Source organism: Desulfovibrio sp. (assembly GCF_009712225.1).
Lineage (GTDB): Bacteria > Desulfobacterota > Desulfovibrionia > Desulfovibrionales > Desulfovibrionaceae > Desulfovibrio.
Genome location: NZ_WASP01000006.1, coordinates 26,838 through 52,680 on the forward strand (window position 1 = coordinate 26,838; position 25,843 = coordinate 52,680).

18 protein-coding genes and 1 tRNA gene are annotated in these 25,843 nt (G+C 53.1%); 11 read left to right on the forward strand and 8 right to left on the reverse strand.

Annotation, left to right across the window (positions count from 1 at the left end):
• Positions 1-33 precede the first annotated feature (33 nt).
• The 6 genes from F8N36_RS05580 to F8N36_RS05605 all read left to right on the forward strand — a co-directional run bounded on the left by F8N36_RS05580 (position 34) and on the right by F8N36_RS05605 (position 6,070).
• A complete protein-coding gene (locus F8N36_RS05580; RefSeq protein ID WP_291331817.1) occupies positions 34-2,016 on the forward strand; it encodes a glycosyltransferase in 1,983 nt (660 codons plus the stop codon).
• A gap of 19 nt (positions 2,017-2,035) precedes the next feature.
• Entirely contained in the window at positions 2,036-3,493 is a 1,458-nt protein-coding gene (rfaE2, locus tag F8N36_RS05585) for a D-glycero-beta-D-manno-heptose 1-phosphate adenylyltransferase (RefSeq protein WP_291331818.1), read from the forward strand.
• 24 nt (positions 3,494-3,517) lie between these two features.
• Positions 3,518-4,516 carry a glucokinase gene (locus tag F8N36_RS05590; protein ID WP_291331819.1) on the forward strand — a complete coding sequence of 333 codons (999 nt, stop codon included), beginning with the start codon at positions 3,518-3,520 and terminating at the stop codon, positions 4,514-4,516.
• Positions 4,517-4,819: 303 nt separating this feature from the next.
• A complete protein-coding gene (locus F8N36_RS05595) occupies positions 4,820-5,227 on the forward strand; it encodes a transcriptional repressor (RefSeq protein WP_291331820.1) in 408 nt (135 codons plus the stop codon).
• Positions 5,228-5,329: 102 nt separating this feature from the next.
• Entirely contained in the window at positions 5,330-5,869 is a 540-nt protein-coding gene (locus F8N36_RS05600; RefSeq protein WP_291331821.1) for a bacterioferritin, read from the forward strand.
• A gap of 12 nt (positions 5,870-5,881) precedes the next feature.
• Complete coding sequence (locus F8N36_RS05605; RefSeq protein WP_291331822.1) at positions 5,882-6,070, forward strand: rubredoxin; 189 nt, start codon at positions 5,882-5,884, stop codon at positions 6,068-6,070.
• Between the two features lie 91 nt (positions 6,071-6,161).
• On the opposite strand, the gene F8N36_RS05610 is transcribed toward F8N36_RS05605, so the two are convergent.
• The 5 genes from F8N36_RS05610 to F8N36_RS05630 form a co-directional block, all read right to left on the reverse strand.
• Positions 6,162-7,010 (reverse strand): PhzF family phenazine biosynthesis protein, encoded by an 849-nt coding sequence (locus F8N36_RS05610; protein WP_366247034.1) that lies wholly within the window; start codon positions 7,008-7,010, stop codon positions 6,162-6,164.
• 119 nt (positions 7,011-7,129) lie between these two features.
• Positions 7,130-7,618, reverse strand: coding sequence for a Cys-tRNA(Pro) deacylase (gene ybaK, locus F8N36_RS05615; protein WP_291331823.1), 489 nt, complete (start codon positions 7,616-7,618; stop codon positions 7,130-7,132).
• A gap of 9 nt (positions 7,619-7,627) precedes the next feature.
• Positions 7,628-9,685: an ATP-binding protein gene (locus F8N36_RS05620; protein ID WP_291331824.1), complete on the reverse strand. Its 2,058-nt coding sequence runs from the start codon at positions 9,683-9,685 to the stop codon at positions 7,628-7,630.
• A 163-nt stretch (positions 9,686-9,848) separates the two neighbouring features.
• The gene (locus F8N36_RS05625; protein ID WP_291331825.1) at positions 9,849-11,426 is read right to left on the reverse strand and encodes a dephospho-CoA kinase; all 1,578 of its coding nucleotides are present in this window, start codon (positions 11,424-11,426) and stop codon (positions 9,849-9,851) included.
• On the reverse strand, positions 11,423-12,805 hold the full coding sequence (locus F8N36_RS05630) for an NlpC/P60 family N-terminal domain-containing protein (protein ID WP_291331826.1): 1,383 nt from the start codon (positions 12,803-12,805) through the stop codon (positions 11,423-11,425). Before F8N36_RS05630 ends, F8N36_RS05625 begins: the two co-directional genes overlap by 4 nt.
• A 152-nt stretch (positions 12,806-12,957) precedes the next feature.
• Here F8N36_RS05630 and F8N36_RS05635 point away from each other — a divergent pair.
• A tRNA-Glu gene (locus tag F8N36_RS05635) sits at positions 12,958-13,033 on the forward strand.
• Between the two features lie 739 nt (positions 13,034-13,772).
• Here the strand turns inward: F8N36_RS05635 and F8N36_RS05640 are convergent.
• A complete protein-coding gene (locus tag F8N36_RS05640; protein ID WP_291331827.1) occupies positions 13,773-14,024 on the reverse strand; it encodes a hypothetical protein in 252 nt (83 codons plus the stop codon).
• A 577-nt stretch (positions 14,025-14,601) separates the two neighbouring features.
• On the opposite strand from F8N36_RS05640, the gene F8N36_RS05645 reads away from it, so the two are divergent.
• The 4 genes from F8N36_RS05645 to F8N36_RS05660 all read left to right on the forward strand — a co-directional run bounded on the left by F8N36_RS05645 (position 14,602) and on the right by F8N36_RS05660 (position 20,470).
• A complete protein-coding gene (locus F8N36_RS05645) occupies positions 14,602-15,345 on the forward strand; it encodes a sulfite exporter TauE/SafE family protein (protein WP_291331828.1) in 744 nt (247 codons plus the stop codon).
• 18 nt (positions 15,346-15,363) lie between these two features.
• Positions 15,364-16,518, forward strand: a complete 1,155-nt coding sequence (locus F8N36_RS05650) for a sulfotransferase (RefSeq protein WP_291331829.1) — start codon at positions 15,364-15,366, stop codon at positions 16,516-16,518.
• Complete coding sequence (locus F8N36_RS05655; protein ID WP_291331830.1) at positions 16,518-18,161, forward strand: DASS family sodium-coupled anion symporter; 1,644 nt, start codon at positions 16,518-16,520, stop codon at positions 18,159-18,161. The genes F8N36_RS05650 and F8N36_RS05655 overlap by 1 nt, the downstream gene beginning before the upstream one ends.
• 359 nt (positions 18,162-18,520) lie before the next feature.
• On the forward strand, positions 18,521-20,470 hold the full coding sequence (locus F8N36_RS05660) for a sigma 54-interacting transcriptional regulator (RefSeq protein WP_291331831.1): 1,950 nt from the start codon (positions 18,521-18,523) through the stop codon (positions 20,468-20,470).
• A gap of 1,125 nt (positions 20,471-21,595) precedes the next feature.
• Here the strand turns inward: F8N36_RS05660 and F8N36_RS05665 are convergent.
• The gene (locus F8N36_RS05665) at positions 21,596-23,344 is read right to left on the reverse strand and encodes a methyl-accepting chemotaxis protein (RefSeq protein WP_291331832.1); all 1,749 of its coding nucleotides are present in this window, start codon (positions 23,342-23,344) and stop codon (positions 21,596-21,598) included.
• Positions 23,345-23,518: 174 nt separating this feature from the next.
• Positions 23,519-24,979 carry a catalase gene (locus F8N36_RS05670; protein WP_291331833.1) on the reverse strand — a complete coding sequence of 487 codons (1,461 nt, stop codon included), beginning with the start codon at positions 24,977-24,979 and terminating at the stop codon, positions 23,519-23,521.
• Positions 24,980-25,843 lie beyond the last annotated feature (864 nt).

Sequence of the window (25,843 nt, forward strand, 5' to 3'; positions counted from 1 at the left end):
CAGCGGCCTGGCCGCGCACGGACAAGGTGGATCATGGCACCCGTTATAGTCGCCAAGGATTTATACAAATGCTACGCTGGCTTTTCGCCAGTGCTGCGTGGCGTAAACATTGAGGTTGTTCCCGGCGAGATGGTGGCCATCATGGGGCCTTCTGGCTGCGGCAAATCCACCATGTTGCACGTGCTGGGAATGCTGCACGCGCCCGATGCCGGTTCGCTGGAGATTCTCGGCAAGGATGTGCTGACGCTCGACCGCGAGCAGACAGCCAGCTTCCGGCGTGGCACCATGGGTTTTGTCATGCAGTCGAGCAACCTTTTCGACCACTCCACAGTGTTTGAAAATGTTGAATTTCCGCTGATATTCGAAAAGATTCCGCCCGAAGAGCGCTGGGAGCGCGTCATCCGCGCCCTTGAACTGGTGCGGCTTTCTGCCCGTGTGCATTATCGCAGCAACCGCCTTTCGGGCGGTGAGCAGCAGCGCGTGGCCATTGCCCGCGCCATGGTCAACAATCCGCGCATTCTGCTGGCCGACGAACCCACTGGTGCGCTGGACGCAAAGACCAGCCGCCTGATCATGGATAATTTTCGCTCGCTCTGCCACACTGGCGGCGTTTCCATGGTCATGGTTACGCACGACCCCAAGATGGCCGAATTTTGCGACAGCATCTACACGCTTGAAGACGGTATTCTGCACTGCCGCAAGCGTGACCTACCTCAGCTGCCCGAAACCGTATCGCACAACCTGCTTCAGGGCGTCACGCCGGTGGTGCGCGGCGCAATGGTTGCCGAGTGCTTTCCCGAAGCTTCCGGCCAGTGCCTTATGGACGAAGCCCACCGCATGCATGCCTCTGGCCTGCTGACCCGCATTTACGCCATCCGCGACAATGGCCTGCTGGGCAACCCGGAAGGCTATGCCCTGCCGCTTGCCGTGCGCCGCATTGGCTCGTTGCGCGTGCTTAGCGCATGCCTTGGCATGCTGCGCCTCATGCGCGGGGCGTCGTCCCAGCTATGGTCGCTGTGGCGCAAGCTTCCCGGCCGTGGCCGCTGGGGCAGCCGCTGGTGGGATCACCTGCGTTCTTTCTGCGCCGGATCCATGCTGGCGCGCTGGGGACAGGAAGAAAAAATCGAATTTTTTTATGCCGCCGGGGCGCACGGCCCCGCTACAGCCAGCTGGGTTGCATCGCGCCTTTTGCACGTGCCTTTTGCCTTTGCCGTGCGCGCGCAGGATATGGCCGAGCCGGGGCTGAACTGGGCCGCCAAGGGCGCTGATGCCCAGTTTGTCCGCTGCGATACCGACGCCACGCGTGATGCCATGCTGCAATTACTGCCTGAGCTGAAAGACAAGCTTGTGGTGTTGCGCGACCCGCTGACCCTCACGCCGCCGGAAGAGCCGGAAGAACAGATGCCAGTGCCCGGGGCTGGCAATGCCGAAGGCACCGATTCTGTAGAAGAGCTCAATCTGCTGGCGGTGGGAACCATTGCACGACGCAAGGGCTATGATCTGCTGCTCAGGGCCTGCCGTCTGCTGGCAGACAGAAAGGTAAATTTTGTGCTGACCTTGGTGGGGCAGGGGCCTGAGAAGCTGCGCCTGCGATGGCTTGCCTGGCGGCTTGGCCTGCGGGGCCGGGTGCAGTTTGCTGGTCAGATTCCCCACGAGAACATGGCAGACATGTACAACCGCGCCGATATTTTTGTTGCGCCGGGCCGCAAAACTGCCGGTGGCGAAGCCGACGGCGTGCCTTCGGCCCTGGTGGAAGCTCTTGCCTTTGGCGTTACGGTGGTGGCCAGTGACCTGCCCGGTCACGCCGAGGCCGTAACCGACGGCGGCAACGGGCGTCTTGTGCCGCAAGACAACGTAGGCGCTTTGACAGATGTGCTTGAATCGCTGGCCTCTCACCCCGAGGAACGCAAACGCCTGGGTGAAGCTGCGCGCAAGTCTGTGTTTTCTCTGGCCGATGCAGACCGCACAGAGGCACGTCTGACCGAACTGATCAAAAAAGCCTGCGGTAAAGACTAAGCCCCGCCGGGAGAGCGTCATGGATTTTGACGGAGTGCGCGTATTGGTTGTGGGCGATGTGATGCTTGATCATTACATTGCCGGTCAGGTGAAAAGAATATCACCAGAGGCTCCCGTGCCCGTGGTATCTGTGGCAAAGCGGTGGTCTGTGCCTGGCGGCGCGGCCAACGTGGCCCGCAACCTGGTTCGCCTGGGCGTGGATGTGGCCGTGGCTGGCGTGGTGGGGCAGGATGCCGCCGCCGACGACCTGCGCGCGGCCCTTGCCGCCGAGGGCATTGTGGATGGCCTTGCCGCCTCTGCCACCCGCCGCACTACCTGCAAAACACGCGTGCTCGCGCAAGGGCAGCAGTTGCTGCGTCTGGATGAGGAAGTATGCGCGCCCCTTTCGGCAGAAGAAGCCGAGGCGCTTGGCGCCCGGGTACTCTCGCTTTTGCAAGGGCGGCAGGCCGTAATTTTGTCAGACTACGCCAAGGGCGTGCTGCTTGAAACGGCCAACGGCATCAATTTGTGCCGCATTGTTATTGAAGAAGCGCGCCGTCTGGGCATCGCCGTACTGGTCGACCCCAAGGGCAGCGACTGGCAGCGGTATGCTGGTGCGCACTGCGTTACGCCCAATGCGGGTGAATTTGATGTGGCCTGCGGGCTTGAACCCGGCGCAAAACTCGACAGACCCCGGCGTGAATCGCTCGCCGCAGAACTGCGAGCCCGACACGGCATCGAGCGGCTGCTTGTAACCCGCGGCCCCAAGGGCATGGTGTTGTTCAGCCCCGGCGAAGCGCCCGTGTACTGCCGCGCCAGCGTGCGCGAGGTTGCCGATGTTTCTGGCGCTGGCGATACCGCCATTGCCACTCTGGCTGCCTGCGTGGGCAAGGGTTTGCCCTGGGCCGAGAGCATGCATCTGGCCAATGCCGCGGCGGGTGTTGCCGTGGGCAAGATGGGCACGGCCCCGGTTTCGCTGGCCGAGCTTAACGAGGCCCTGCGCGAACAGGCAGACAATCCCAAACTTTTTGACCTGCCCGGCCTTGTGGAAAAAACTGAAGAGTGGCGCAGAAAGGGCGAAACCATCGTATTTACCAACGGGTGTTTTGACCTGCTGCACCCCGGCCACATTTCGCTTATCCGCCAGAGCGCCGCTCAGGGAGACCGCCTGATTGTGGGCCTCAACAGCGATGCCTCCGTGCGCCGCCTCAAGGGGCCCACGCGTCCCATCCAGAACGAAAACAGCCGCGCGCTCCTGCTGGCGGCTCTGTCCGATGTCGATGGCATTGTGCTGTTTGACCAGGATACCCCCCTTGAACTTATCACGGCCTTGCGCCCCGACGTACTGGTTAAAGGCAGCGACTACACCATCGGTTCGGTTGTGGGCGCTGATGTCGTGCAGCAGGGGGGTGGCAGGGTGCACCTTGCCCGTCTGGTAGACGGTTGCAGCACAACCGGCATTGTGCGCAAGATCGATAACCAGAAGGATGTTCCGTAACCTGCAGACAGCCGGCAACAGTCTATGCAACGCATATTCGCAGCCGATATAGGCGGAACAAACGCACGCTTCGCCTTGTTCACCGGGCACGAGGGCAGCCTCGGGCTTGACACTGTGGTGTGGGAAAAGTCTGCTGATCTGCGCACTGCGGAAGATCTGCTGCAAATCATGCAGCGGCAGTTGCAGACCCCCCTTGCAGAAGGTGACATGCTGGTCATTGCCCTGGCTGGCCCCACGCACGGATTGCGAGGCAAGCTTACAAACGGGCCACTGCAGGTTGATCTTGGCGGGGTGGGGCAGCGATACGGCCTTTCGTGCTGTCTGTTGATCAATGATTTTACCGCTCAGGCCTTTGCCGCGCTGACGCCCCGGGGAGCAGGGGCCAAAGTAGTACGCGGCAGGGCACTTCCCGATACAGAATCCACACAGACTAAAGCCGTATTTGGCGCTGGAACGGGCCTTGGAGCGGCATCGCTTGTTTGCTGCGGCGGTGAGGCCGGTTTCAGGCACTGGCTGGCTGTTCCCTCTGAGGCCGGGCATGCGCCCTTTGCCTTTGTGGGCGCAGAAGAACATGCCTATCAGGGCTTTCTGGCGCGCGATCTTGGGTGCGACATGCCCACGGCTGAAAATGTGCTTTGCGGCGAAGGCCTTTCCCTGCTGCACTATTATCTGAGCGGGCAGTTTTATTACCCCGCCATGGTGGGTGAGCAGGTTCTTTCACACGACACCCCCACCCTTCACTGGTACGCCCGTTTTTTGGGGCGCTTTTGCCGTCAGTGGATATTGAACACCCTAAGCCGCGGAGGGCTGTGGATCGCTGGTGGCATTGTCGCCAAAAATCCGCAGTGCGTTGAGCATCCAGCCTTTTTGCAGGAACTTGCCGCTGGGGGGGATGTGGGCGGAATAGTGCACGCCACGCCAATTTTGCTGACAACCGATGCCAACAGCGGTCTGTGGGGGGCTGCGCGTGCGGGCCTTGAACACCTGCGTGGGCAGACTCTGGCCGCCAGTGCCAAGGGGTAGATGAGCAGCACGGGCCATTGCAAAAAAAACAGCTCACTTCTTGACGCTTTTCTGAAAGTTATTTATTTACCCGCTCTGTAATGATGCGGTTTGATGGGCCTTGGCCCCAATGGAAAAAGGTTGGATTTTTTTGCTGCACCGGCCAGACTGAGCCGCTTTTTTTTCTGTCCTGCAACCATGTTTCCGATAATGACCAGTCATTGCAGGTATTTTTTGCTGAACGCAAGTCTTAGTCTTTTAGTTGAGTTTGGGCTTGACAGCAGTCCACGATAACAGTAATTTTTACCAACACTGGAGGCTGGTATGGCCCAAACACAAACACGAATGACCCGGCAGCGGGCTGTTATTCTGGAAGAACTGCGCAAGCTCAAGAGCCACCCCACGGCAGACGAGCTATACAGCATTGTGCGCGAGCGTTTGCCCCGAATCAGCCTGGGTACTGTGTATCGGAATCTGGACTTTCTGGCGGACAGCGGCGAAATTCGTCGTCTTGAGGCCGCTGGTTCAACCAAACGTTTTGACGGTGACATCTCGCACCACCAGCATGTTCGCTGCGTTTACTGCGGCCGCATTGGTGATGTGGAAGATGTGAAGCTGGCTCCCACAGTTGAGGGTATGCACGCCATGGGATTTGCGAGCATACTCAACTCGCGGGTGGAGTATGACGGCGTTTGCGAAATCTGCGCCAAATCTCTGGAAGCAACCCAATAATACCAGAAATCTTGTTTGGCGCGCTCCGCCTGCTTGTGGCATTTTGCCATTCGTACTATACAAAAAGAATCTTGAACCTGTTATAACCAAGGAGCTTGCGTCATGGCTGAAAACAGGGAAAGCCGTAAGGCTAAAGTTATCGAAGTGCTCAATAAGGCGCGTGCCATGGAGCTGTTCGCCATCCATCAGTATATGAACCAGCATTACAATCTGGACGACATGGATTACGGCGAACTGGCGGCCAACATGAAGCTTATCGCTATTGACGAAATGCGTCATGCCGAAAATTTTGCCGAGCGCATCAAGGAACTGGGCGGCGAACCTACCACCCAGAAAGACGGCAAGATTGTGACCGGTCAGGAAGTATCCGTTATTTACGAGGCCGACGCCAATCAGGAAGAAAACACCATCGAGGCTTACAGCGGCTTTCTTGCCATCTGTAAGGAAGCGGGCGATATCGTCAGCGCGCGCCTCTTTGAGCGTATCATTGATGAAGAACAGGCCCACCTTACCTATTACGACAACATTGACGGCCACATCAAAAAGCTGGGCGACACCTATCTTGCCAAGATAGCCGGCACGCCTTCCACCACTGGTCCCGCCACCAAGGGCTTTGTAACCGCAACACCCGCAGCTGGCTAGTTGGAGAGGCAAATGGCAGAACCCAAGGATATGTGGCGTTGTCAGATGGTGAATTGCGGCTACGTGTACGACCCCGACCGGGGCGACAAGCGCCACAAGGTGCCAGCCGGAACCCGTTTTGAAGATCTGCCTGAAGATTGGAAGTGCCCCGTGTGCGGAGCCACCAAAAAGAGTTTTCGTCCTTTGAGCGACGAAGGCTAGACAGTCAGGCTCATAGCTGAAAAAAGGCCCGTTTCCCCATGCTGTATCGGCAGTGCAAGGAAACGGGCTTCTGTTTTTTTGCGGCGGGGTTTTACTGCATTTTGGCCAGAGAACCGCGCACAAGAATGCGCACTTCTCCGCTTACCAGCATGTTGCCGGTGGTGGCCTGAGCGCAGACATGAATTTCTGAATCACGGCCCACAAAGCGCCCCTGACGCAACGTGATGGGATCGCGGGCTGCAAACCTGCCGTGCCTGTACAGATAGGCTCCAACCGGCCCGGCAGCGCTGCCGGTGGCCACGTCTTCTACCTGTCCTGCGTTGTCCCAGGTTCTTCCTTCCACGGCATTTACGTCAAACACATAGGCAAACTTTGCGCCGATCTGCGCCAGCTGGCTTTCGTAATCTGCGGTAACTATGCGGGCCTGTGCAAGGCCAGAGGTTATCGGTACAAGCAGGTAGGGCAGGCCAGTGGAAACGACCTGTAGCGGATACCCGGCTGAAACATGACATTGGCTCAGATTCAGCGGCCGCAGAAATTGCTGGTAGATTTCTGGTTCAAGGCTGCGCACAAATTCTGCCGGACCCTGGTCCATGCAGCTATGAAATGCGAGACCCTGCTGCTTGCAGGTTACAGACACCTGCCTGCTGTTGAGATTAAAAACAATGCCGGTGTCGTCGCACATGAATTCCTGCCGCACAACAGCGGCGGCACCAAGAATGGGGTGCCCGGCAAAATCCAGCTCTTCCTCAACCGTAAAAATGCGCGCATCAAAAACACTCTGCCCGCGCTGTACAAGGAATATGGTTTCAAACTGCCGGAATTCCTGTGCCATGCGCTGCATGACGTCAGACTGGGGAAAAGTATCGGCAACAATCACGGTAAGGCCGTTGCCGGTCATTGGCTCCTTGCAAAACACATCTGCATGAAAGTACAGCACGGGCTCTCCTGTGGTGCGCAAAACCCTGCTTTACCCCCAAAAAGCGGCAATGCACGGCAGCACAACCATGCCTGCCGGGGCAGGCGCGTTATGTTTGCAGAAAAAGAGAAAAGATATGGTCAGGGTCGGGCCAGAGGGGCGTATTGGCCCTCTACGGCGCGCAGCAGATCGTCTGGACTGAGGCGCAGCTGTACACCTCGTTGCCCGGCGCTCACAAAGATGTTTTCGTGCAGAATGGCGCTTTCGTCCATATAGACGGGATAGGCCTTCTTGGCGCCAAGGGGCGAACAGCCGCCGCGCATATAACCGGTGAGGGGACGTACATCCTTGAGCGGCACCATTTCTGCGTGTTTGTTGCCAGAGGCGGCAGCAAGGGCTTTGAGGTCCAGTTCTGCCGCAGCGGGAATGCAGGCCATGATCACACCTGTCTTGTCACCACGGGCCACCAGAGTTTTGAACACGCAGGCCGGGTCAACGTCCAGCTTGTGGGCCATGGTGACGGCAGAAAGATCGCTCTCGTCCACCTCGGCCATGTGCAGTTCAAAGGGTATGCCCAGACCTTCAAGAATTCTGGCGGCATTGGTTTTGGAAACTTTTGCGGCGGACATGGCGGGGGGTCAGCGCAGGTTAAGCCAGGATGCTAGCTTTTTGCGTAGCGTTTCGATGCTGAAGGGCTTGGCGATGTGGTCGTTCATGCCGGCATTGATGATTTCAGCGATATTGTCTGGCATGGTGGCGGCGGTGAGGGCGATGATGGGCAGCTTCTTTTTGTCGTCGTCCTGGGGCAGCTTGCGGCGGATTTCTCTAGTGGCGGTCAGGCCATCCATCTCGGGCATGTTTATGTCCATCAGCACAATATCATATGGGGTTTCCATTGCCATGCGCAGAGCTTCCTTGCCATTGGACGCAATGTCGCATTCAAAGCCCAGTTGGCGCAGCATGGCGCGCAGTATTTCCACGTTGATATCGTTGTCTTCAGCCACCAGAATGCTGCACGCCTCCGCGCCTTCCAGGGGTTCGGGCAGGGCGGCGATGTGCCCTGTGGGACAATAGACATTGCGGGCCGGGGCGCAGGGAATGCAAAGGTGAAAGGTAGAACCCTTGCCCAGTTCGCTTTCGCACCACAGCACGCCATGCATAAGCTCGGCAATACGCTTGCAGATGCTGAGCCCCAGACCTGTGCCACCGAATCGGCGGCTGATGCTCGCATTGGCCTGGGTATACGGGTCGAAAAGGTGCTGCTGGTATTCGCGACTGATGCCCATGCCCGTATCAGAAATTCTGAAATGCAGGTTGTCGGTGTCGCCCGAGCTTTCACGCTCGATGCTCAGCGAAATCTTGCCTTCGGCGGTGAATTTGACGGCATTGCTCATGAGGTTGAGCAAAACCTGTTTGAGACGCAGGCTGTCGCCCCACAGTTTGTGCGGTACTTCGTCGCCAATCCTGCAAACGTACTCAAGCCCTTTTTGCTCAATGGGAAAGCGCAGCGAGGTGTGCACGAATTCCAGTACGTCTTCCAGCGGGTAGTTGGTGTTTTCAAGCATCATCTTGTTGGCCTCGATCTTGGAGAGATCGAGAATATCATTGATGATGGCAAGAAGATTGGTGGCGGAAGAGCGGATTTTCTGCAGGTAGTTTTTCTGGTCGTCGCTGGGGTTCGATTGCAGGGCCAGATGGGTAAGACCAATGATGCCGTTCATGGGGGTGCGTATTTCGTGGCTCATGTGGGCCAGAAATTCGCTTTTTGCCTGCGAGGCTACCTCTGCATTCTGCTTTTCGCGCTGGGTTTGCAGCAGATCGGTCACATCGCGCGAAATGCTCAGGCGAACAGTTTTGTCATTGTCCCACCTGATGGCCTTGTCCACCACCGTGTAGGTGCGGCGTGTGGTCTTGTTTTCATACGTCCAGTGGTAGGGCTCGTCAGAAGCCGCAATGATGGCATTGGTGCAGAACGGGCAGGGTGTATCGCGGCCCATGAGCCGCTTATAGCAGAGATTTGAAAGGGAATCGTCCTTTCTAGGGTATGTTTCTTCGACGCTGTGATTGACAAAAAGAATCTTATACGTCTCCATGTCTACTATGCAGACAGGATCGGTGAAGGCGTCAAGAATATCGTGCAGCTGGCGGTGCTTGCGCTGCAGCTGCGAGTACAGCCGGAAATGCGTAAGTGTAATGGCAAGAATATTGCCCAGAAGATGGCAGAGACTTGAATCTTCGATTGTCCATTTGCCTATGTAGCGATGGCGCAACAGGCAGATGCCGCCAAAAAGCTGGCCATCGTGGGCAATGGGTACGCAGATTGCAGATTTTATGCCCCGCGAAAGAAAGAGTGTTTTTTGCGGTCCCTCGGGCATGGTGGATGTATCGGCCACGCACAGGCTGCTGCCATCCTGAAACACACTGAGGACGGGCTCAATATCCTTCAGGGTAACCTCTTGCACACTTACATCGCTGGAACGTATGCCAGAACGCCAGACCACAGGGGCAGACCAGTGCTCGTCGTCAAACTCCACCAATGACACTAGATCACAGTGCAGTGACTCGCCAATGCTGGACATTGCTGCTCTGAGAAAAGGCTCTTTGCTGACGTGCAGAAGTGCTGAGCTTGATATTTCCAAAGCCAGAACCAGGGGGTTGGCTAGGTTGCCCTGATACGGCTGCTGTGATTCTGACATTTTTTGCTTCAACTGATACTTTTGGTCAAAATTTTTAAAGGTTGCCTATACGCGAATATGGCGAATAGTGTCAAGAAATGCGAACTAACTCTAAAACTTCATGGAATCTGAACTGATAGGCTATTTCGTATTGCACTTTTTCTCTGTAAAAAGTTGTTTTTTATTATTGCCACAGTCGGGCAAGGTGCAGTGCAAGGGCCTGTTCATCTTTCTGATCTTTTGCCCGCATGGTTGCAAGAAACTGCTGCGCATGGTCGCAGAGAGCTTTTGCAGAGCCATCGTTGTCAACCACAGAGTCGCAGGCAGCCATTTTACGGTCCTGCGCCCACTGCCAGCCTTCAATAGCTTCCAGCTTATCCTGCGGCCAGCCGCGGTTTGCCTCGATGCGCTGCGCCCGCAGTGACAGGGGGCAGCGTATGCCCACCACATGTGGCCGGGGTTCAAAATTGTGCTGCCAGCCAGATTCAAAGAACAACGGTACTTCGGCAACAGCAAGCGGGGCCCCGAGCGATTCCTGCTTTGCCCAGAACGACTCAAGGGCGGCGTGGGTCAAGGCGTGCACAATGCCCTCAACCTCGCGACGCAGGGCGGGGTTGTCGCGCATGGCTTCCATCAGTGCGATTTTGTCAACCGAACCGTCGGGGGCGAGCAACGAAGTCTGGCTGTTGAGTCGGCCTATCCATTTGGCAGCTTCGCCACGGGGGGCATATAGCTCGGCCACGGCGGCATCAGCGCTGAAGGTGGGGGCACCAAGGTCGGCCAGACAGCTGGTAAAGGCAGATTTGCCGCTGCCCGGATTGCCCGTAACAACAATGCGCCGCATACGATGACAGGCGCTTAGCGCGGCCAGCAGCATGTCGTCCGGCGGGGGGCAGGCAAAGCTTATGGGCGCGCCAGTGGCGGGGTGGGTAAAGCTGATGCGCCATGCGTGCAGCATCTGGCGCGGGGCCATGGCCTGCACCGGTTTGGGTGCGTAAAGTCTGTCGCCCAGCAGGGGATGCCCCACATGGGTCATGTGCACGCGTATCTGGTGGGTGCGCCCGGTGTGGATGCGTACCGCCAGCAGCGAAAAACGCCTGTCTGGCGCAGACCACAGGGTTTTCCATTCGGTATGTGCGGCGCGACCACCGCGCGATTCTGGCACAACGGCCATTTTTACCTTGGCGGTGGGGTGCCGGCCAATGGGCTCAAAGCACTGTCCTTCAGCCGCGGGCACGCCGCTGACAAGGGCAAGGTATTCCTTGTGCACCTCACGCTGGGCAAATGCCTCGCTGAGCGCAAGACGGTCCTGCTCTGTAAGGGCCACCAGCAAAATGCCACTGGTGTCCTTGTCCAGCCGGTGCACGATACCCGGGCGCTGGCCCTCGATCTTGCCCAGCTGCGGGAACCGCCCCAGCAGGCGCTGCACCAGTGTCTGTTCCGGGCACGAGGGGCAGGGGTGTACTGTCAGGCCCGCAGGCTTGTTGCACACCACCAGGTGATCATCCTGCCACAGCAGTTCCAGATGGCCCTCCTCGGCCTGCAGGGTCGTGGAAGTTTCCGGCAGGCAGAGCACAATGGTCTGCCCGGCCCGTATCTTTGCATTGGCGCGTGTTTCGGGCAGGCCGTCTATCTGGCAGTGCCCAGCCTGAACCGCCTTTTGCAGGGCCGCGCGCGAAAGCTCCGGGGCTGCCTGACTCAGCAGCCGGTCGAGGCGTTGCCCCGCGTCGTCAGCGGTTGTGGTAAGGCGCAGTTCTTTCACTGAAGCGTATCCGCCGGGGTGCTCAACGTGCGCAGCCTGTCGGCAAAAGTGGTTGTGCGATAAAGGTTCTTGAGCTCTGAGCCGGGCGTGATGGAGGTGACCACGGCCCTGCCGATGACAAAGCGGTGGTCGGTGTCGCTGCCTTCAACCGTGCGCACGCCCCAAACGTTGTGGAAAATAACGGGCCTGCCGTTGTACTTGCCCAGGTACAGCATGATGTGCCCACGCATACCCACAAGACTGAGGAAGGGAACGCCATTGCGCATGATCTGTTCTTCCTTGGTCTCTGTGGGCATGCCCTCAAGCATGGTTATGGAACCCGTGCGGGCCTGCGATACAGAGTTGCGCGGCAGCCATATGCCGAAGGTCGCAAGCAGCTCGCGCGTGAGGGCCGAGCAGTCGCGGTCGCCAAACATGCCGCCCCAGCCGTATGGCTGGCCTGCCATCACGTTGCCCACTTTTGCCACATTGCCGGGGGTCATGCGCATGGGCCAGGGTACGGCATCGGCGTTGGTGGTTGTGGCAGGGGCCAGTTCCGCCATACCGTCAGCGCCACGAACTGGCGCCATAAGCTGAATGGTCTGCGCACCGGCATCCGCCCCTTCATAGGCTGCAGAGCTGCCCCGCATGGGCAGTATGGTACCGATGTTTGCGGTTATGGAGCCCATGGGCGTTGCAAGGTTTACCTTGTCGCGGATAAAGGCCGCAAAAGTGCTGTTTCTGTACATGTGCTTGAATTCGGCGCTTACCGGGGCGAGGTCTTCGTCCGCGACCCAGCCACCGGCGATGGCGCACTCAACATAATGCCAGCGCCCGTCGCGGCTGGTGTGGGCAATCAGAACCGGGGTACCCACAGGCAGCAGGGAGTACTGGAAATAATCGAAAGGATTGGCCTTGGGGTCGGGGGTTGGCTCTGAAAAACGCGGTTCGTTGGTGGGCAGTTCGCGCAGGTTGGTGTTGCGCACTGCAATGGCTGCCTGGCTGCGCGAGGGGAATGACCCCAGAGCGGCGTTGGCGCTCATGGCGTCCCATTCTGACTGCGTCCAGCGGGTATAACCGTCTTTGTAGCCGCGGGCCTTGTTGAACAGCACGGCCACATCGCGTTTGCGGGTAGATGTTTTGACCATTTCCCACGGGCCAAAGGTAAGACGCATGAATCTGGCGGCCTGGTTGGCCTGTTCCGCCGGGGAAATAAGCAGCTTGTCCTCTCCTGCGGCCTTGGCGTATTCAGTGAGGTTTTGCGGGTAGCGTCGCAGGTCTTCCAGGGTTCCCATCCATGTGGGCAGGGTGCCATCGCGGGTGGGAATGACCTTGCCACCACATGCGGCCAAAAGGGCAAAACAGGCGATCAGCAGGGGAAGGTGAAGACGAGATTTCATGAGGGCTGCTCCTTCCTTCGGGCGAATTTGAGCCGCCGCCAGCGGCTTCAACATATCTACCACTTGGGAACGTGTCCGGCAACGGCTCATTTTAATGGCTGTGTATGAAATACTTGACAAACCAGGCCTTGCCCCGTATGTATCCTTTCGTTGTCACCATCGTCTATCCGGTTAGGACGGCGGCCTCTCAAGCCGTTAAGACGGGTTCAAATCCCGTTGGTGACGCCAAATTAAATCAGGTGCTTGCAGTAATATGCTGCAAGCACCTTTTATTTTTTCCAACCCTATTTCCAACCTTTTTGCTGAAAGTCTTTGCTGCGTAATAAAAGCTGTGATTATATCCAGTCGTCTCAATAGAGCCTTCACCCCGCAAAGTAGTCCTTGAATGTATGCTGGGGGAAAGGTTCATTTCAAACGCAAAAGTAAAAAAAGTAATTTTAGTAACCTGCTATAATCCCCCATCTTTTTGTGGTGTCAAAGGGGAAACGCGACATGATTTGGCTATGAACTTTCAATACGCGAAATTATTGAAATTTTTTCATACAAGAAGGCTTGTAACCCCATAGTAGCTGTAACTTATATGAAAAAACGAACGGCAAGAGTTAAAGATATTCAGCGAAAGTTTCAACGTTGGATCTACTCGCTGATCATAATGATTGCCGGGGATGTACAGGTGGTCTAAGCCCCCCCAAAAAAGTAGTCGTATTTAGCTTTGATCATGTATTTTTTTAGGAATCCGTTCCGGGGACTGTTGAAAACTGGCAGCAGGATTATAGCCAGCGCAGGCGCACAGTTTATCTGGGACTGACTACACATGAATACTGCGGAAGGACATAGACAGAGAATCAATTAAACTAGCTGCGTGGCAGTAGCTCTCGATGTGAAGGGCATGGCTCACTTGCTGTTCCCATCAGCAAGATCATCCTTGGTTGACGTGGCTACATGGTCCACATTCTTAATACCTGCGCTACGCCTGATCCATAACTTCCATCATCTGCCCGTAAGGAACATTTTTGTCTGCTCGCACAAAAAACTGGCGTCCACAGTCTTTTACACGCATGGTCAAAGCTTGCAATAGACTTTCCATGTAGGGCTGCTGTTCGTTGAGAAAGGATAGGCCGCCTGATTTTGTCATAAGCATCACATGGTCTTCATCAGCGGGCAGAACTTTATGCGCTTTCCCTGCCAGCAGCTTTACATCCAGCCCTTCTGTCATCATGTGGGGCCAGCTCTCCTTGGTTATTTTTTTAGCTAGCGCTGGCACATTGTTTTCTTCGCGTGCTGCGGCGATGGGATCAGTTTAATTTGTGGCCGATGCACGTTATTAAGCAATAGGTCACCGCCACCTGTATTTTTTGCTTACGTCTTTACTGCTTGAAGCAGCATGCGTGACAGTTCATAACACGCCTTTTCCTCAGTAAAAAATATCCCATATTCTGCTAGAATGCCCACAGTCGTGTGCGTCCAGTATTTGCTGTCCCTGTGGGATTACATCTTTGATCTCCACCTCATGTCCTCGCCCTCCATGTGTCGCGCCGCATGGGGTGGTTCGCCATGCCTACATGAGCTCGCGACCACACGGCGGATATCTGCTCGCACTGATGTCAGCGCCTCAGCAGCATAAAAATAAATGGTCTCTCAAAAAAAAGATACATCATCACATTTTTGCAATTTTGTATGGCTGTGGTTTTGTCAGTCAATAATTTTATTGTTGAATATAAAATAGTTATATTTTCAATATGAATGGCACGGTAGTTGCTCAATGCAAGACAACGTCATGCATTCGGAGCATATTTATGTTCATTCTTCTTGCGTTAATTGCCGTTCTTGTAGGCGCGCTCATTGGCACGGTCGGCGTTGGCGGTATTCTGCTCATTCCCGCCCTCAACGGCTTTGCCGACCTTCCCATTCATGTCTCCATGGGAACGTCCTTGTTCAGCTTCATCTTCACTGGAGTACTGGGCACATGGCTATACCAGCGTCACGGAAGCATAGACTGGGGCATTACCATCCCTGTATGTGCCGGGGCGCTGCTGTCAGGCTATGCCGGGGCGTTATGCAACGGCTACGCCTCGCCGCGCCTACTGGGGGTGCTCCTAGGCGTCGTCATCATCTTTGCAGGCATTTATGCCCTGCTGCCTCCCCACCAAAATTCCCCAGAGAACCATAACCGGCGGCGTCTGCCCCTATTGCTGGGCATAGGTGCACTGGTGGGTTTTGGTTCAGGCCTTACTGGCGTGGGCGGTCCTGTGCTTTCGGTACCGCTTATGGTCATTTTGGGATTTGCCCCGCTCACGGCCATCGCTACAAGCCAGGTCATTCAGATCACGGCAGCGCTTTCCGGTACGTTAGGCAATGTTTCCAACGGTGCCATCAATTTTTCGGTTGCGTCATGGGTGACGGTACTGGAGCTTGGCGGTGTCATTCTTGGCGCGCGCTTGGCCCATACGGTATCTACCGCAACTCTGAAAAAAACTGTTTCTGTGGTGTGTATACTCGTCGGCAGCTTTGTGCTGGCGAGGGAGTTACTGCAATTCTAATTTTACAAGGAGTACTATATGCCCATTACACTTGATGAACGTCCCATATTCATGATCGGTGCGGAACGCTCTGGCACCACGCTGGTTATGGCGCTTCTCGGTAGTCATTCACGCATCGCTGTCCCGGAGGTCGTGTGGTATTATCCCCGCTTTTATCCGTATCTGCATACTTACGGTGATCTTGGCAAGTCCGAGAATTTCCGTACGTTAGCCAGCGAAATGGTCTTTGGTCTTAAGACCCCCCTGTGGGGTATGAAGGTTAACCCTCGGACAATCCTCGACGAGGTCATTGAATTAGCCCCTGAGCGCAGTTTCGCAGGGCTTTACGCAGCCATGCACCAGCGCTTCGCTCAATACAGCAACAAACCACGCTGGGGCGAAAAAACACCGCACAATCTCTATTTTATTGATGCGATGCACCGCGATTTTCCCAATGCCCAGTTTATTTACATTACTCGCGACGGGCGCGATTCCTGCGTGGACTACATGGAATCCTCTTTTGGCCCCACCAATATTTACTGCGCCGCCCACTCTTGGAAGCGCTGCTGGAATGCAGTTAAAGACTGGCGTAAACCGCTCTCGGACAAAGGGCTGTGGCTGGATGTGCGCTATGAAGACCTTGTGCGCAAACCAGACCAAATCATGCGTGGTGTATGCGAATTCCTTGGCGAAAATTTTGAAACGGGCATGTTCGACTTCTACAAGACTGACATGGCCAAAGCGCGTGGCGCTTCGCGCGATCACGCACCTCTGGGGCACGCCATCAGCGATAAGTATGTGGGCATTTATAAAGACTTGTTGAGTCAGCGTGATCAGCGCATTTTTGCTGCCGTTGCAGGAAAAGAACTTGAGGAAGCCGGTTACAAGAATGATGTAACGCCTGAAATGCCTTCCGAGAAAATGATTAGCAAATACGTAGAATTTGATGGACGCATCCGCGCTGCTACGCTGGACGGTTTCGAAGGGCACATTGTATTTGAAAGCTACAACGATTGGCTTATTAACCAGCGCGAAGAACGCCGCAAAAAAGGTATTTGGGCCGAAGCCGACAATCCTCATGCATTCCCGCAGGGCGACCCGGATGAGGAAATGATCATGGGCATGCGGGCCTGGAGTACGTGGAAGAAACATTTTTCCATCAAGCGTCAATATGTAGGCGATGTCGTGCTGTAGTGGAAGCGAACTTCCCCCTGCAGGTCATAACTACCCTGCAGGGGGTTGAGGCAAACTTCCAGCCCTTTTCAAAATTTCTTCAAAATTGGAATTTTTTTAGAGAGGTAAGTATGCTGCAGGATTCACCATCTACTACGCCTTGCCCTCGTTTTGGACTAGCCCGCTTTTTGACTACTCTGTGGGGTAACGCCGACATGGCGGGAGTATCTCCAAAGAAATCATTTCTTGGTTTTATTCTTGCGTGGGTTGTTTTTTTGGGCATCATATTATTCATGCCACAACCGGAAGGGCTCTCACAGCAAGGCAAGGCGACCTTGGCGGTGGTTGCATGGGCCAGCATAATTTGGGTTTCCGAAGCCATCCCTGTGGGCATAACCGGGGTAGCGATTCCCATGCTGCTTACCCTGAGCGGGGCCGTTGACAAATTTCCTAAAGCCGTTTCAGGCTTTACCTCCAATGCATATTTTATCTGCATGATAGCGTTTATCATGGCCGCCATCATACAGGTCGCAGGTATAGATAAACGCATTGCCATAACCCTGCTGCACAAACTGCGCATTAAAAGCGCCAACAGCACCATTATGGGCCTCTTCGGCGTCAATTTTATTCTTTCCATTATTGTCCCCGGAGCGAATCCCCGCGGAGCGCTGTTGCTGCCCATTGTTAACGGCATCACGAATCTTTTTGGTGATACGCCAGCCGAGCGCGCCGTAAAAAAGCATATTATGATTCAGGTGCTCGTCTATGGTTCCATGATTTCCGGTATGTGCATCCTTACTTCGCATTTGCCCAACCTTGTTCTCGTGGGTCTGTTCAGTAAAGAGTTGCATCTTGATATATCCTATCTTGATTGGTTCATTCTGCAATGGCCATATCTTGGTATGTTTTTTCTGACTAACTTCTGGCTGCGCTCACATTTCAAGACAAAAAATATGGGAATTGAAGGCGGAGCCCAGGTGTTGACAGAGCAGTTCAAGCGCCTGCCCCAGATTTCGCAAAGCGAGATTCTCATCCTGCTTATTTTTGGATTTACTGCAACACTGTGGATGACACAAAGCTGGCACCATATTCCCAGCCATGTTGTAGCCATGCTCGGCCTGATTTTACTTTTTATCCCGGGAATTTTCCCCTTCACCTGGAAACAGATTCAGGAACGCACCATATGGGGAACACTGATCATGTTGGGCGGGGCCCTCTCCATGTCTCAGTGCATGGGCAGCTCCGGTCTTGCTGCATGGCTCGCTGAACATATACACATTTTTGCCGTTGGGCATCCGTGGTGGCTGATCTTGCTTATCATCATGGTTGGCACGCACATCATCCGTCTTGGCATGCTGTCTAATGTGGCTGCGGTCAGCTTGTTTGCTCCTATTCTTGTCAAACTGGCCCCGACTCTCGGCCTGCATCCCGTGGCTTTTACCATGCTTGTGGCCGACACGGATACCTTTGCTTACATTCTGCCCACGCAGATCACTGTTGCGGTAATTGCATACAGCAGTAACACTTTTTCCATGGCTGACTATGCAAAGGCGGGGTGGGTGTCTGTCTTGATGGCTATTGGATACGGCATATTCGTTATGGTCCCTTGGTATGCATTTCTTGGGCTGCCAGTGTGGGATCCAACCGCCCCGTGGCCTTTCTAGTAATTCCTTCACGGGATACACAGTGTTATGTATGACTGTAAGAAAGGAATTTTTGCGCAAGGGATATCACCCGATGATCTCCAGCAGGAATAAAAAGCGTATTTCTTGAGAGATAGCCGAAGGCCACTGTGAAAACTCTTCAGGGTAAAGAGGAACCTGTTGTTGGCAGCATCACCCCGGCTTGCCGCGGCTGGGAATGACATTGTATACAACCACTGTGCGATTTTTTCTTGTTTCATATCTTGTAATGTACTGCTTTCTTTCTCCTTACGACGGTCGTTGTATGACATCGACCGTCGTTTCTTGTATTGATACGCAGAATGCGATAGTGTTGGTGCAATAACAGATCGGGAGTATGTATGGATAAAAAGGATTTCAGATTTGCCTTTGTTTCCAACTCTAGTGCTATTGCCGCCACGGTACATGATTATGCCGCAAGGCTGGGCATTGGAATGGAAATTAGCCTTGCCACCATGGAAAAAGCCGTCCCCGTGGCCCGTTCTCTACTGGAAAAAGGTACTGAAGTTATCCTTGGCGGCGGCGCCACTGGTAAACTTTTGCGCCAACAGTTGCACAAGCCGGTGGTCACCATCGCCCGTAGCCATCTGGATGTGCTGCGGGCGTTATTGTACGCAAGGCGCCACACGCACCACATTGCATTGACCTGTTACGATGCCCCACCCACGGGCTGGGAAGTGCTTGAAAAATTATTGGGAATACGCATTGTCACCATTTCTTTCACCACAACAGAAACCTTACGAGAGGGGATCAACCAAGCGGTGGCAAATGGCGTGGGATGTGTTGTTGGCGGTGGTATCTGTGCGGAAATAGCCCGTAACTTGGGATGCGAAGGTGTGGTGGTCACGCCGGGCAGTGACGTCATGCAAAGAGCACTGGAAGAAGCCGTTAATATTGCTGTTTCCCAACGGCTGGAGCGCGAGCAGGCAGCATGGCTGCGGGGTATTCTGGATTCCCTGCACGAAGGTATTGTGGGAGTTGACGCACAGGGTAAGGTCATTACCTGTAATTCTAGAGCCACGCAACTCCTGGAGGCGGACGCACGCAAAACCACACCCTTCGTAACCGCTGCCTTGCGCAGTATGGGTATTCCCGATGCGCTGCAACGCTCGGAGCAGGGTAAGGATACAGTACGCCAGGTGGGAAAATACGAATTTATAGTCAATTCGCGCCCCATCCTTGTCAATAGCGAAGTGCGCGGAGCCGTGGCCGCCTTCCGCCCCGTCGAAGATATCCGAAGCATTGATGTAAAGCTGCGCGCTCACCTGCGCAGCAAGGGGTTTGCCACACGGCATGATCTAGATACGCTGACAGGCAATAGCTCCGTCATGTGCCAGCTGCGCGGCAAGGCACGTCGTTTTGCCAGCACCGAAGCCTCCGTGCTCATCCAGGGGGAAACCGGTACAGGTAAGGAATTATTGGCACACGGCATTCATGCCGCCAGCCCGCGCTGTCAGCAACCCTTCGTCGCCATCAACTGCGCAGCGCTGTCGGAAACCCTGCTTGAAAGCGAGCTTTTTGGCCATGACGAAGGGGCCTTCACCGGCGCGCGACGCGGCGGCAAGGATGGGCTTTTCGCGCTAGCCAACGAAGGCAGCATTTTTCTGGATGAAATTGGCGATATTTCTCCCGCACTGCAAGCGCTGCTGCTGCGAGTGCTGGAGTCGGGGGAAATTATGCGTGTCGGCGGTGACAGGGTTATTCCGGTCAATGTGCGCGTCATCAGTTCATCATGGAAAAACCTGGTAGACGAAGTGCATGCCGGGCGTTTCCGCGCCGACCTCTACTACCGTCTGACCACACTGAGCCTACATCTGCCGCCGCTACGTCACAGGCTTGAAGATATACCATCCATCGTACGCACCTTGCTCGCTCGCAGAGGGCTGCCAGACCATTTTTCCCTACATGGCCTGAGAATGCTGTCTGAGTATACTTGGCCGGGTAATATTCGTGAGTTGGAGTCCCTAGTGTGCCGTTACACCCTGCTGCTGGACAATGGCGTCCCCGATGACACTCTGCTAGCAGAATTGTTGGAGGAATTGCGTGCCATGCAAACCGTCCCCCCCTCTGGCACCATGCACCCGTTATCCCTTGAAAATGACTGTATGCCCTCCCAGTTTCAGCAATTTCCCAGCCCTCTGACACTCAAAGAACAACTGGAGGTGTGCGAATGCAGCATTCTGAAAAAAACTCTGGTAAGCACCAACCATAATCGAGCGCTAGCCGCACGCACGCTGGGCATCAGCTCCAACACCCTTTGGCGCAAGCTCAAGGTTTGCAAACTCTGTTAACCGGCTACGGATTCTCAATAGCTTTTTTGTGTTTATCGACAAAGTGTGTACATTTATCTTTGACATACGTAATGTTGTGTAAATAATTACATGTAGATTACTAAATGTACATCTCTTAGCATTCTAGATAATACTGATTTTTCCGTACAACTTGTTAATCTGGTAGCAATCAGATTAATGCTGGTCACATGCCAATCAGCCTCACCTCAAGGGGTGTCTCACAAGCACTTCGTCCACGTCATCTTTCCTGAATATACGGCAGGCTCCTCTGTGGCCGAGCACATGTGGCACCTCTATCCATTTGTAAAAGCTCTCGTTAGTCTCTTTAAAATAGAAATAGTATTCATTGACTGTCAGTTAGCGTTCGTCAATTTAAATGTTTTACTGTTTTTTTGAATTGCATATAAAAAAATGGAAAATACAAGCAAGTTAAGCCAAATAGTATCAACTTTTATAAAGGATTGTTCTTAAAAATTGTTACTTTTAAGAAATGACAGCGTATGCTATCTAACTGATATATAAGATTTCCTTAAGTGATGTGTCCTTGTGCTGAAAAGTTAGTGTTCCTAAGATAGGAGTGCACAAGAATAAAACCAAGCAGGTTCACGCAGAGCAGATTATTGGGTTACTGCGGTAATCGGTGGCTGGAGAGTCCGGACGATCAACTCCGTCAAAGTGGCTTATCGGATGCGACCTTTTACAAATTGCGCAGCAGTCGGTGGGATGAGTATCTCTGACGCCAGCGGCTACGCCAGTTGGAGGAAGAGGGCGTCCGGCTGAAAAGGCTGGTGGGCGAACAGGTGCTTGATATCGTCGTCCTGGGCGATGGATTTTGTAAGTGACTCCCTTATAGATGGGTGACACCTCCGGATTTTGACAATTGTCGATTTGTGGGATCGCTCAAGCCCAGTGCTCGAAGTGGATATGTCATTGATGGGTGTTAAAGCCGCACGTGTTTCTTTCCCTTGCGCCCGGACTGCATGATTATAGTCAGCGGTGACCACATAGCTTATTGGGTTGACTGCCTCCAGAAGAATTTCGCGAAAAGAATATAACCTGAGCCCACTAGGAGCCACTAACTTACAAGTGGTATGTGCGGAGGGTAAGGGCAGGACGAGTAACCTCTTACGTCGACATGGCAAGATAGAGGTTATCAAGCTCGTCAAACAACGTTTGGCGAACTTCTTCAAATTCAGGCATAATGTCTTGTGCTTCTCTCTTGTTACCTTGTTCGACCAAGGCTGCTATGCGGATAGCCAAAGCATGTACCTGTTCGTGGAGTTTTCCTATTTCCTGAAAGATTGGGTTGTTACCCCAATTGCGTTGTCCTTCACCGTCATACCATTTACCGAAGGCGCACTGGTGGTGATCGATCATCTCTGCGGACTTCAGGAACATATGTCCTTGCAGTACCGCTTCCAAGCGTGACCGCCATGCCAAATGCGCAGTTTTGATGGCACCCACATCAAAAGGTTCATCACCAAGGTTGAATTCGCAAATGGATTTGTTCATCCCTTTGGTCAAACTGGTTAGTTCCCTAGCCGAAGAATTGACCTGAATGGTGCTGGTAGCCATCTCTGCAATTGTAGAATTAACAGACTTTACATTTTGAGATATATTTTGGACTGAGAGATGCCCTTTGTGGACTCTGTCGCGCATATTGTCCATTATTTCAGCTATAGTTGTCATCATTTTTTCAATGTTTACAGAGGCTTGTGAATGCTCACCTGTGGCTTTTGAAGAACTAAACATCATGTCTTTGAGAGCATTAACGTCAGAATTAATGCCACCGACTTCTTGACTCACAATGTGCATAGCTTCCATAAGGCTGTCAGTTTCACGAATCTGCTCTTCGGCCACACTCATACTTTTTTCGATTGCAGTCACGGCATGTTCCGTTGAAGCAAGATTGCTGCTGGCCATTGTTTGGATAGATCTTATTGCCGTTTCCACATCTTTGGTTGCATTCATAGTCTTTTCTGCAAGCTTGCGTACTTCATCGGCAACAACTGCGAATCCCCTGCCTGATTCTCCAGCCCTGGCGGCTTCAATGGCTGCATTTAACGCGAGGAGATTCGTTTGGTCTGCGATGTCAGCAATAACACCCAAAATCGCACCAATAGACTGACTGTCCTGGCCTAATGCTTCCATATCCGTTCTGAGAGATACTGCCTGTTCCCGTACACCTGCGATTGAATCGTTGAGGTTGCGTAAGCCAACAATGCCTTGTGCGGCCTGTTCTCCAAGTGATTCAATGCGAAGAGAGTTTTCACGGGCGGTATGTGATACCTGCTCCGCAGCTTCCAGAGCACTTTTCATGTTACTGGCAATGGATTGGCTTGATTGACACATTTGGCTTACACCTGTAGCAATCCCGGCGACATGGCTAGCAACTTCTCTGGCGGACAAATCAATAGATTCCATCTCACCTAAGAGGAGCAGAGTTTCATCATTAATGGCGGAAGTGTCACTTTGAGCTGTCTGGGCTTTAGTGCTGGCTTGGTCAGAGTTTTTTTCAAAATCAATGCTATAAGCTGAGATAGTCGAGATAGCATTTCGATCTTTAATGGCGTAAGTGCGCATTCGCATAATCGCGGAACAACTTTCACTGGAACTATGGCAGCCACTCAAGTTTCCAGTAGCCAGTCGATCTATTGCGTTTCGATGTATACTAAGCTGGTGTGCCATTGGGCGCAAACAAGAAAAGCCGAACCATATGCACAATACAGTGAATACTGTCCAACCCGCAGCAAGTGTTGGCATTAACGAAAAAGTAGATGCAAACACTACATGGATAGTCAGGACAAAATTAATAATAAGAAGACTAACAAGTGTGAAATAAAACTTAATGTAACTCCTAGGTGCCTTAGGCATGACTCTCTCCTCATTCAAAGCGAAAACAATGCGCCTCAATAAAGTTTTTATTATCCTATGGTCGGCATATAGCTGTTTATCTTTAGGGTAGTGCACAAGGCACTACCCTAAAGTGTTATGGTCTGTTGCAGAAAGATTGTGATTCTGCCGAATCATTACCGTAATGGTATGGAACTAGATTTTTTCTGCCGGCATACCGCAAGCTCGTGCCACTCCCGCTCCATATGCCGGATCAGCTTTTGCGCAGTTCCTAATGTGTCGCAGCTTTATTTCTTCGGGAGCATCTCCGAGGGCGCGGGCGGTATTACCAAACAATACCTCTTGTTGCTCAGGACTCATTATTCTGAACAATTTCCCTGGTTGCTCGAAATAGTCCGCATCATCGCACGGATATGACCAATGGTCAGCATCTCCGCTGATTTTTAAAGGCGGTTCGATAAATTCTGCTTGTTCCTGCCATATCCCATGGCTGTTAGGCTCATAATTGGTGAGCCCCCCATAGTTGCCGTCTACACGCATCTGACCATCACGGTGGTAACTGTGGAAGGGGCAGCGCGATTTGTTTACAGGAATGAGGTGGTGGTTAACGCCCAGCCGGTAGCGTTGGGCGTCCCCATAAGAGAACAGCCTTCCCTGTAACATTTTGTCAGGAGACAAGCCTATGCCCGGTACAATATTGGTGGGGTTAAAAGCGGCTTGTTCAACTTCTGCAAAATAGTTTTCCGGGTTACGATTGAGCTCCAGAACGCCAACCTCAATGAGAGGGCAATCCTTATGGTACCACACCTTTGTCAGGTCAAAAGGATGGTAGGGAAGTTTTTCTGCTGCAGCTTCTGGCATGACCTGAACAAATAGCGTCCAACGTGGGAAATCACCTTTTTCAATATGTTCGAAAAGGTCCCTTTGGTGGCTGTCGCGATCCTTACCAACTAGTTCCTGCGCTTCGGCGTCAGTGAGGTTTTTAATGCCTTGCTGCGTGCGAAAATGGAACTTCACCCAATAGCGCTCATTCTGTGCATTGATAAAGCTGAATGTGTGGCTGCCGAAACCGTGCATGTGCCGATATGAAGCAGGAATGCCACGATCACTCATGACGACGGTAACCTGATGCAACGCTTCTGGCAGGAGCGACCAAAAGTCCCAGTTATCCGCCGCACTGTGCATGTTGGTGCGGGGATTTCGTTTGACCACATGGTTGAGGTCAGGAAACTTTAGGGGGTCTCTCAAAAAAAACACAGGGGTGTTGTTGCCAACAAGATCCCAGTTGCCCTGATCTGTATAAAATTTGATGGCAAAGCCGCGAATATCCCGTTCTGCATCGGCTGCGCCTCGCTCGCCCGCAACGGTTGAAAACCGCACGAACAGATCTGTTTTTTTGCCAATTTTAGAAAATACTGATGCCTTTGTGTAACGTGTGATGTCGTGCGTTACTGTGAAGGTGCCATAAGCACCGGAACCTTTGGCGTGCATTCGACGTTCCGGGATCACCTCCCGGTCAAAATGAGCCAGTTTTTCAAGAAACCAAACGTTCTGAAGAAGCATCGGCCCTTGGGGCCCGGCGGTCAGTACACGATTGTTATCGGCAACAGGGGCTCCGGCGTTGTTGGTAAGTTTGTTACTATGATCATTTTTCATGCTGTTCCCCTTTGGCTATAGGTTAGCAAGAACTGCAACCACCTCACATGCAGTAAAAAAAGAGGGCCTGTTCTTAGGGATGGATTGATTGGTTGTTTGCCGTCATTTCCATGAGATCTCCTACAAATAGCAACTGTCATTCAGCGAGGTTGTTCAATCCGCCTGAGTTTTATGGCACGAATAACTAGCTATGTAAATGATAATGATATTCATTATCATTATATTTATTCATCTGCTTACATCTGTGATCATATATCTTTCAATAGCTGGCAGCTGACCCCAAGGGGAGGACCTCTATAAACCAGTAATATGTGTATAGTTTTTTATAAAAACAGCAGACTGTTACGAGGCATTTACGTGGAAGGCTCAGGTGTTAAAAAATTCCCGCCAAGAAATCGTAAGTCTTCCTCACCAGTATGAATGCTACGTGCAGAGCAGTCTGCCATTGATGTCAAACCAAACACGAAAACTCAAATGAGAGGATAAAGCCTTCCTCCTGCGCTCATGGCAAACCCTGACTTAAACATGGTCTGTAGAATGCTATAGCCGATCAGCCAAGGCGATTGCGTTAATATCCGCTACCAAGAGGAAACATTTTTTATCTGGTGTTATCATCATAAAACTGCATAATAGCTCTATATCAGTGATATTTATTCTATGAATTTGCAATGCCTTTAATAAAAGCCGGTATCAAAGATATCACATAGCTGGCGCCGATCAACAGTTAGTACTTCAGTCGCAGATTGCCTCAATATCCCAAGAATAGCTCGTTCCAGAACCTGCTTCGTTTTATTTTTATGCGCTTAATATCGGGGGCGTTCTAACCTTAGTTGCGTTCGAGATAATTTGTCGTGCAAGTTTGTA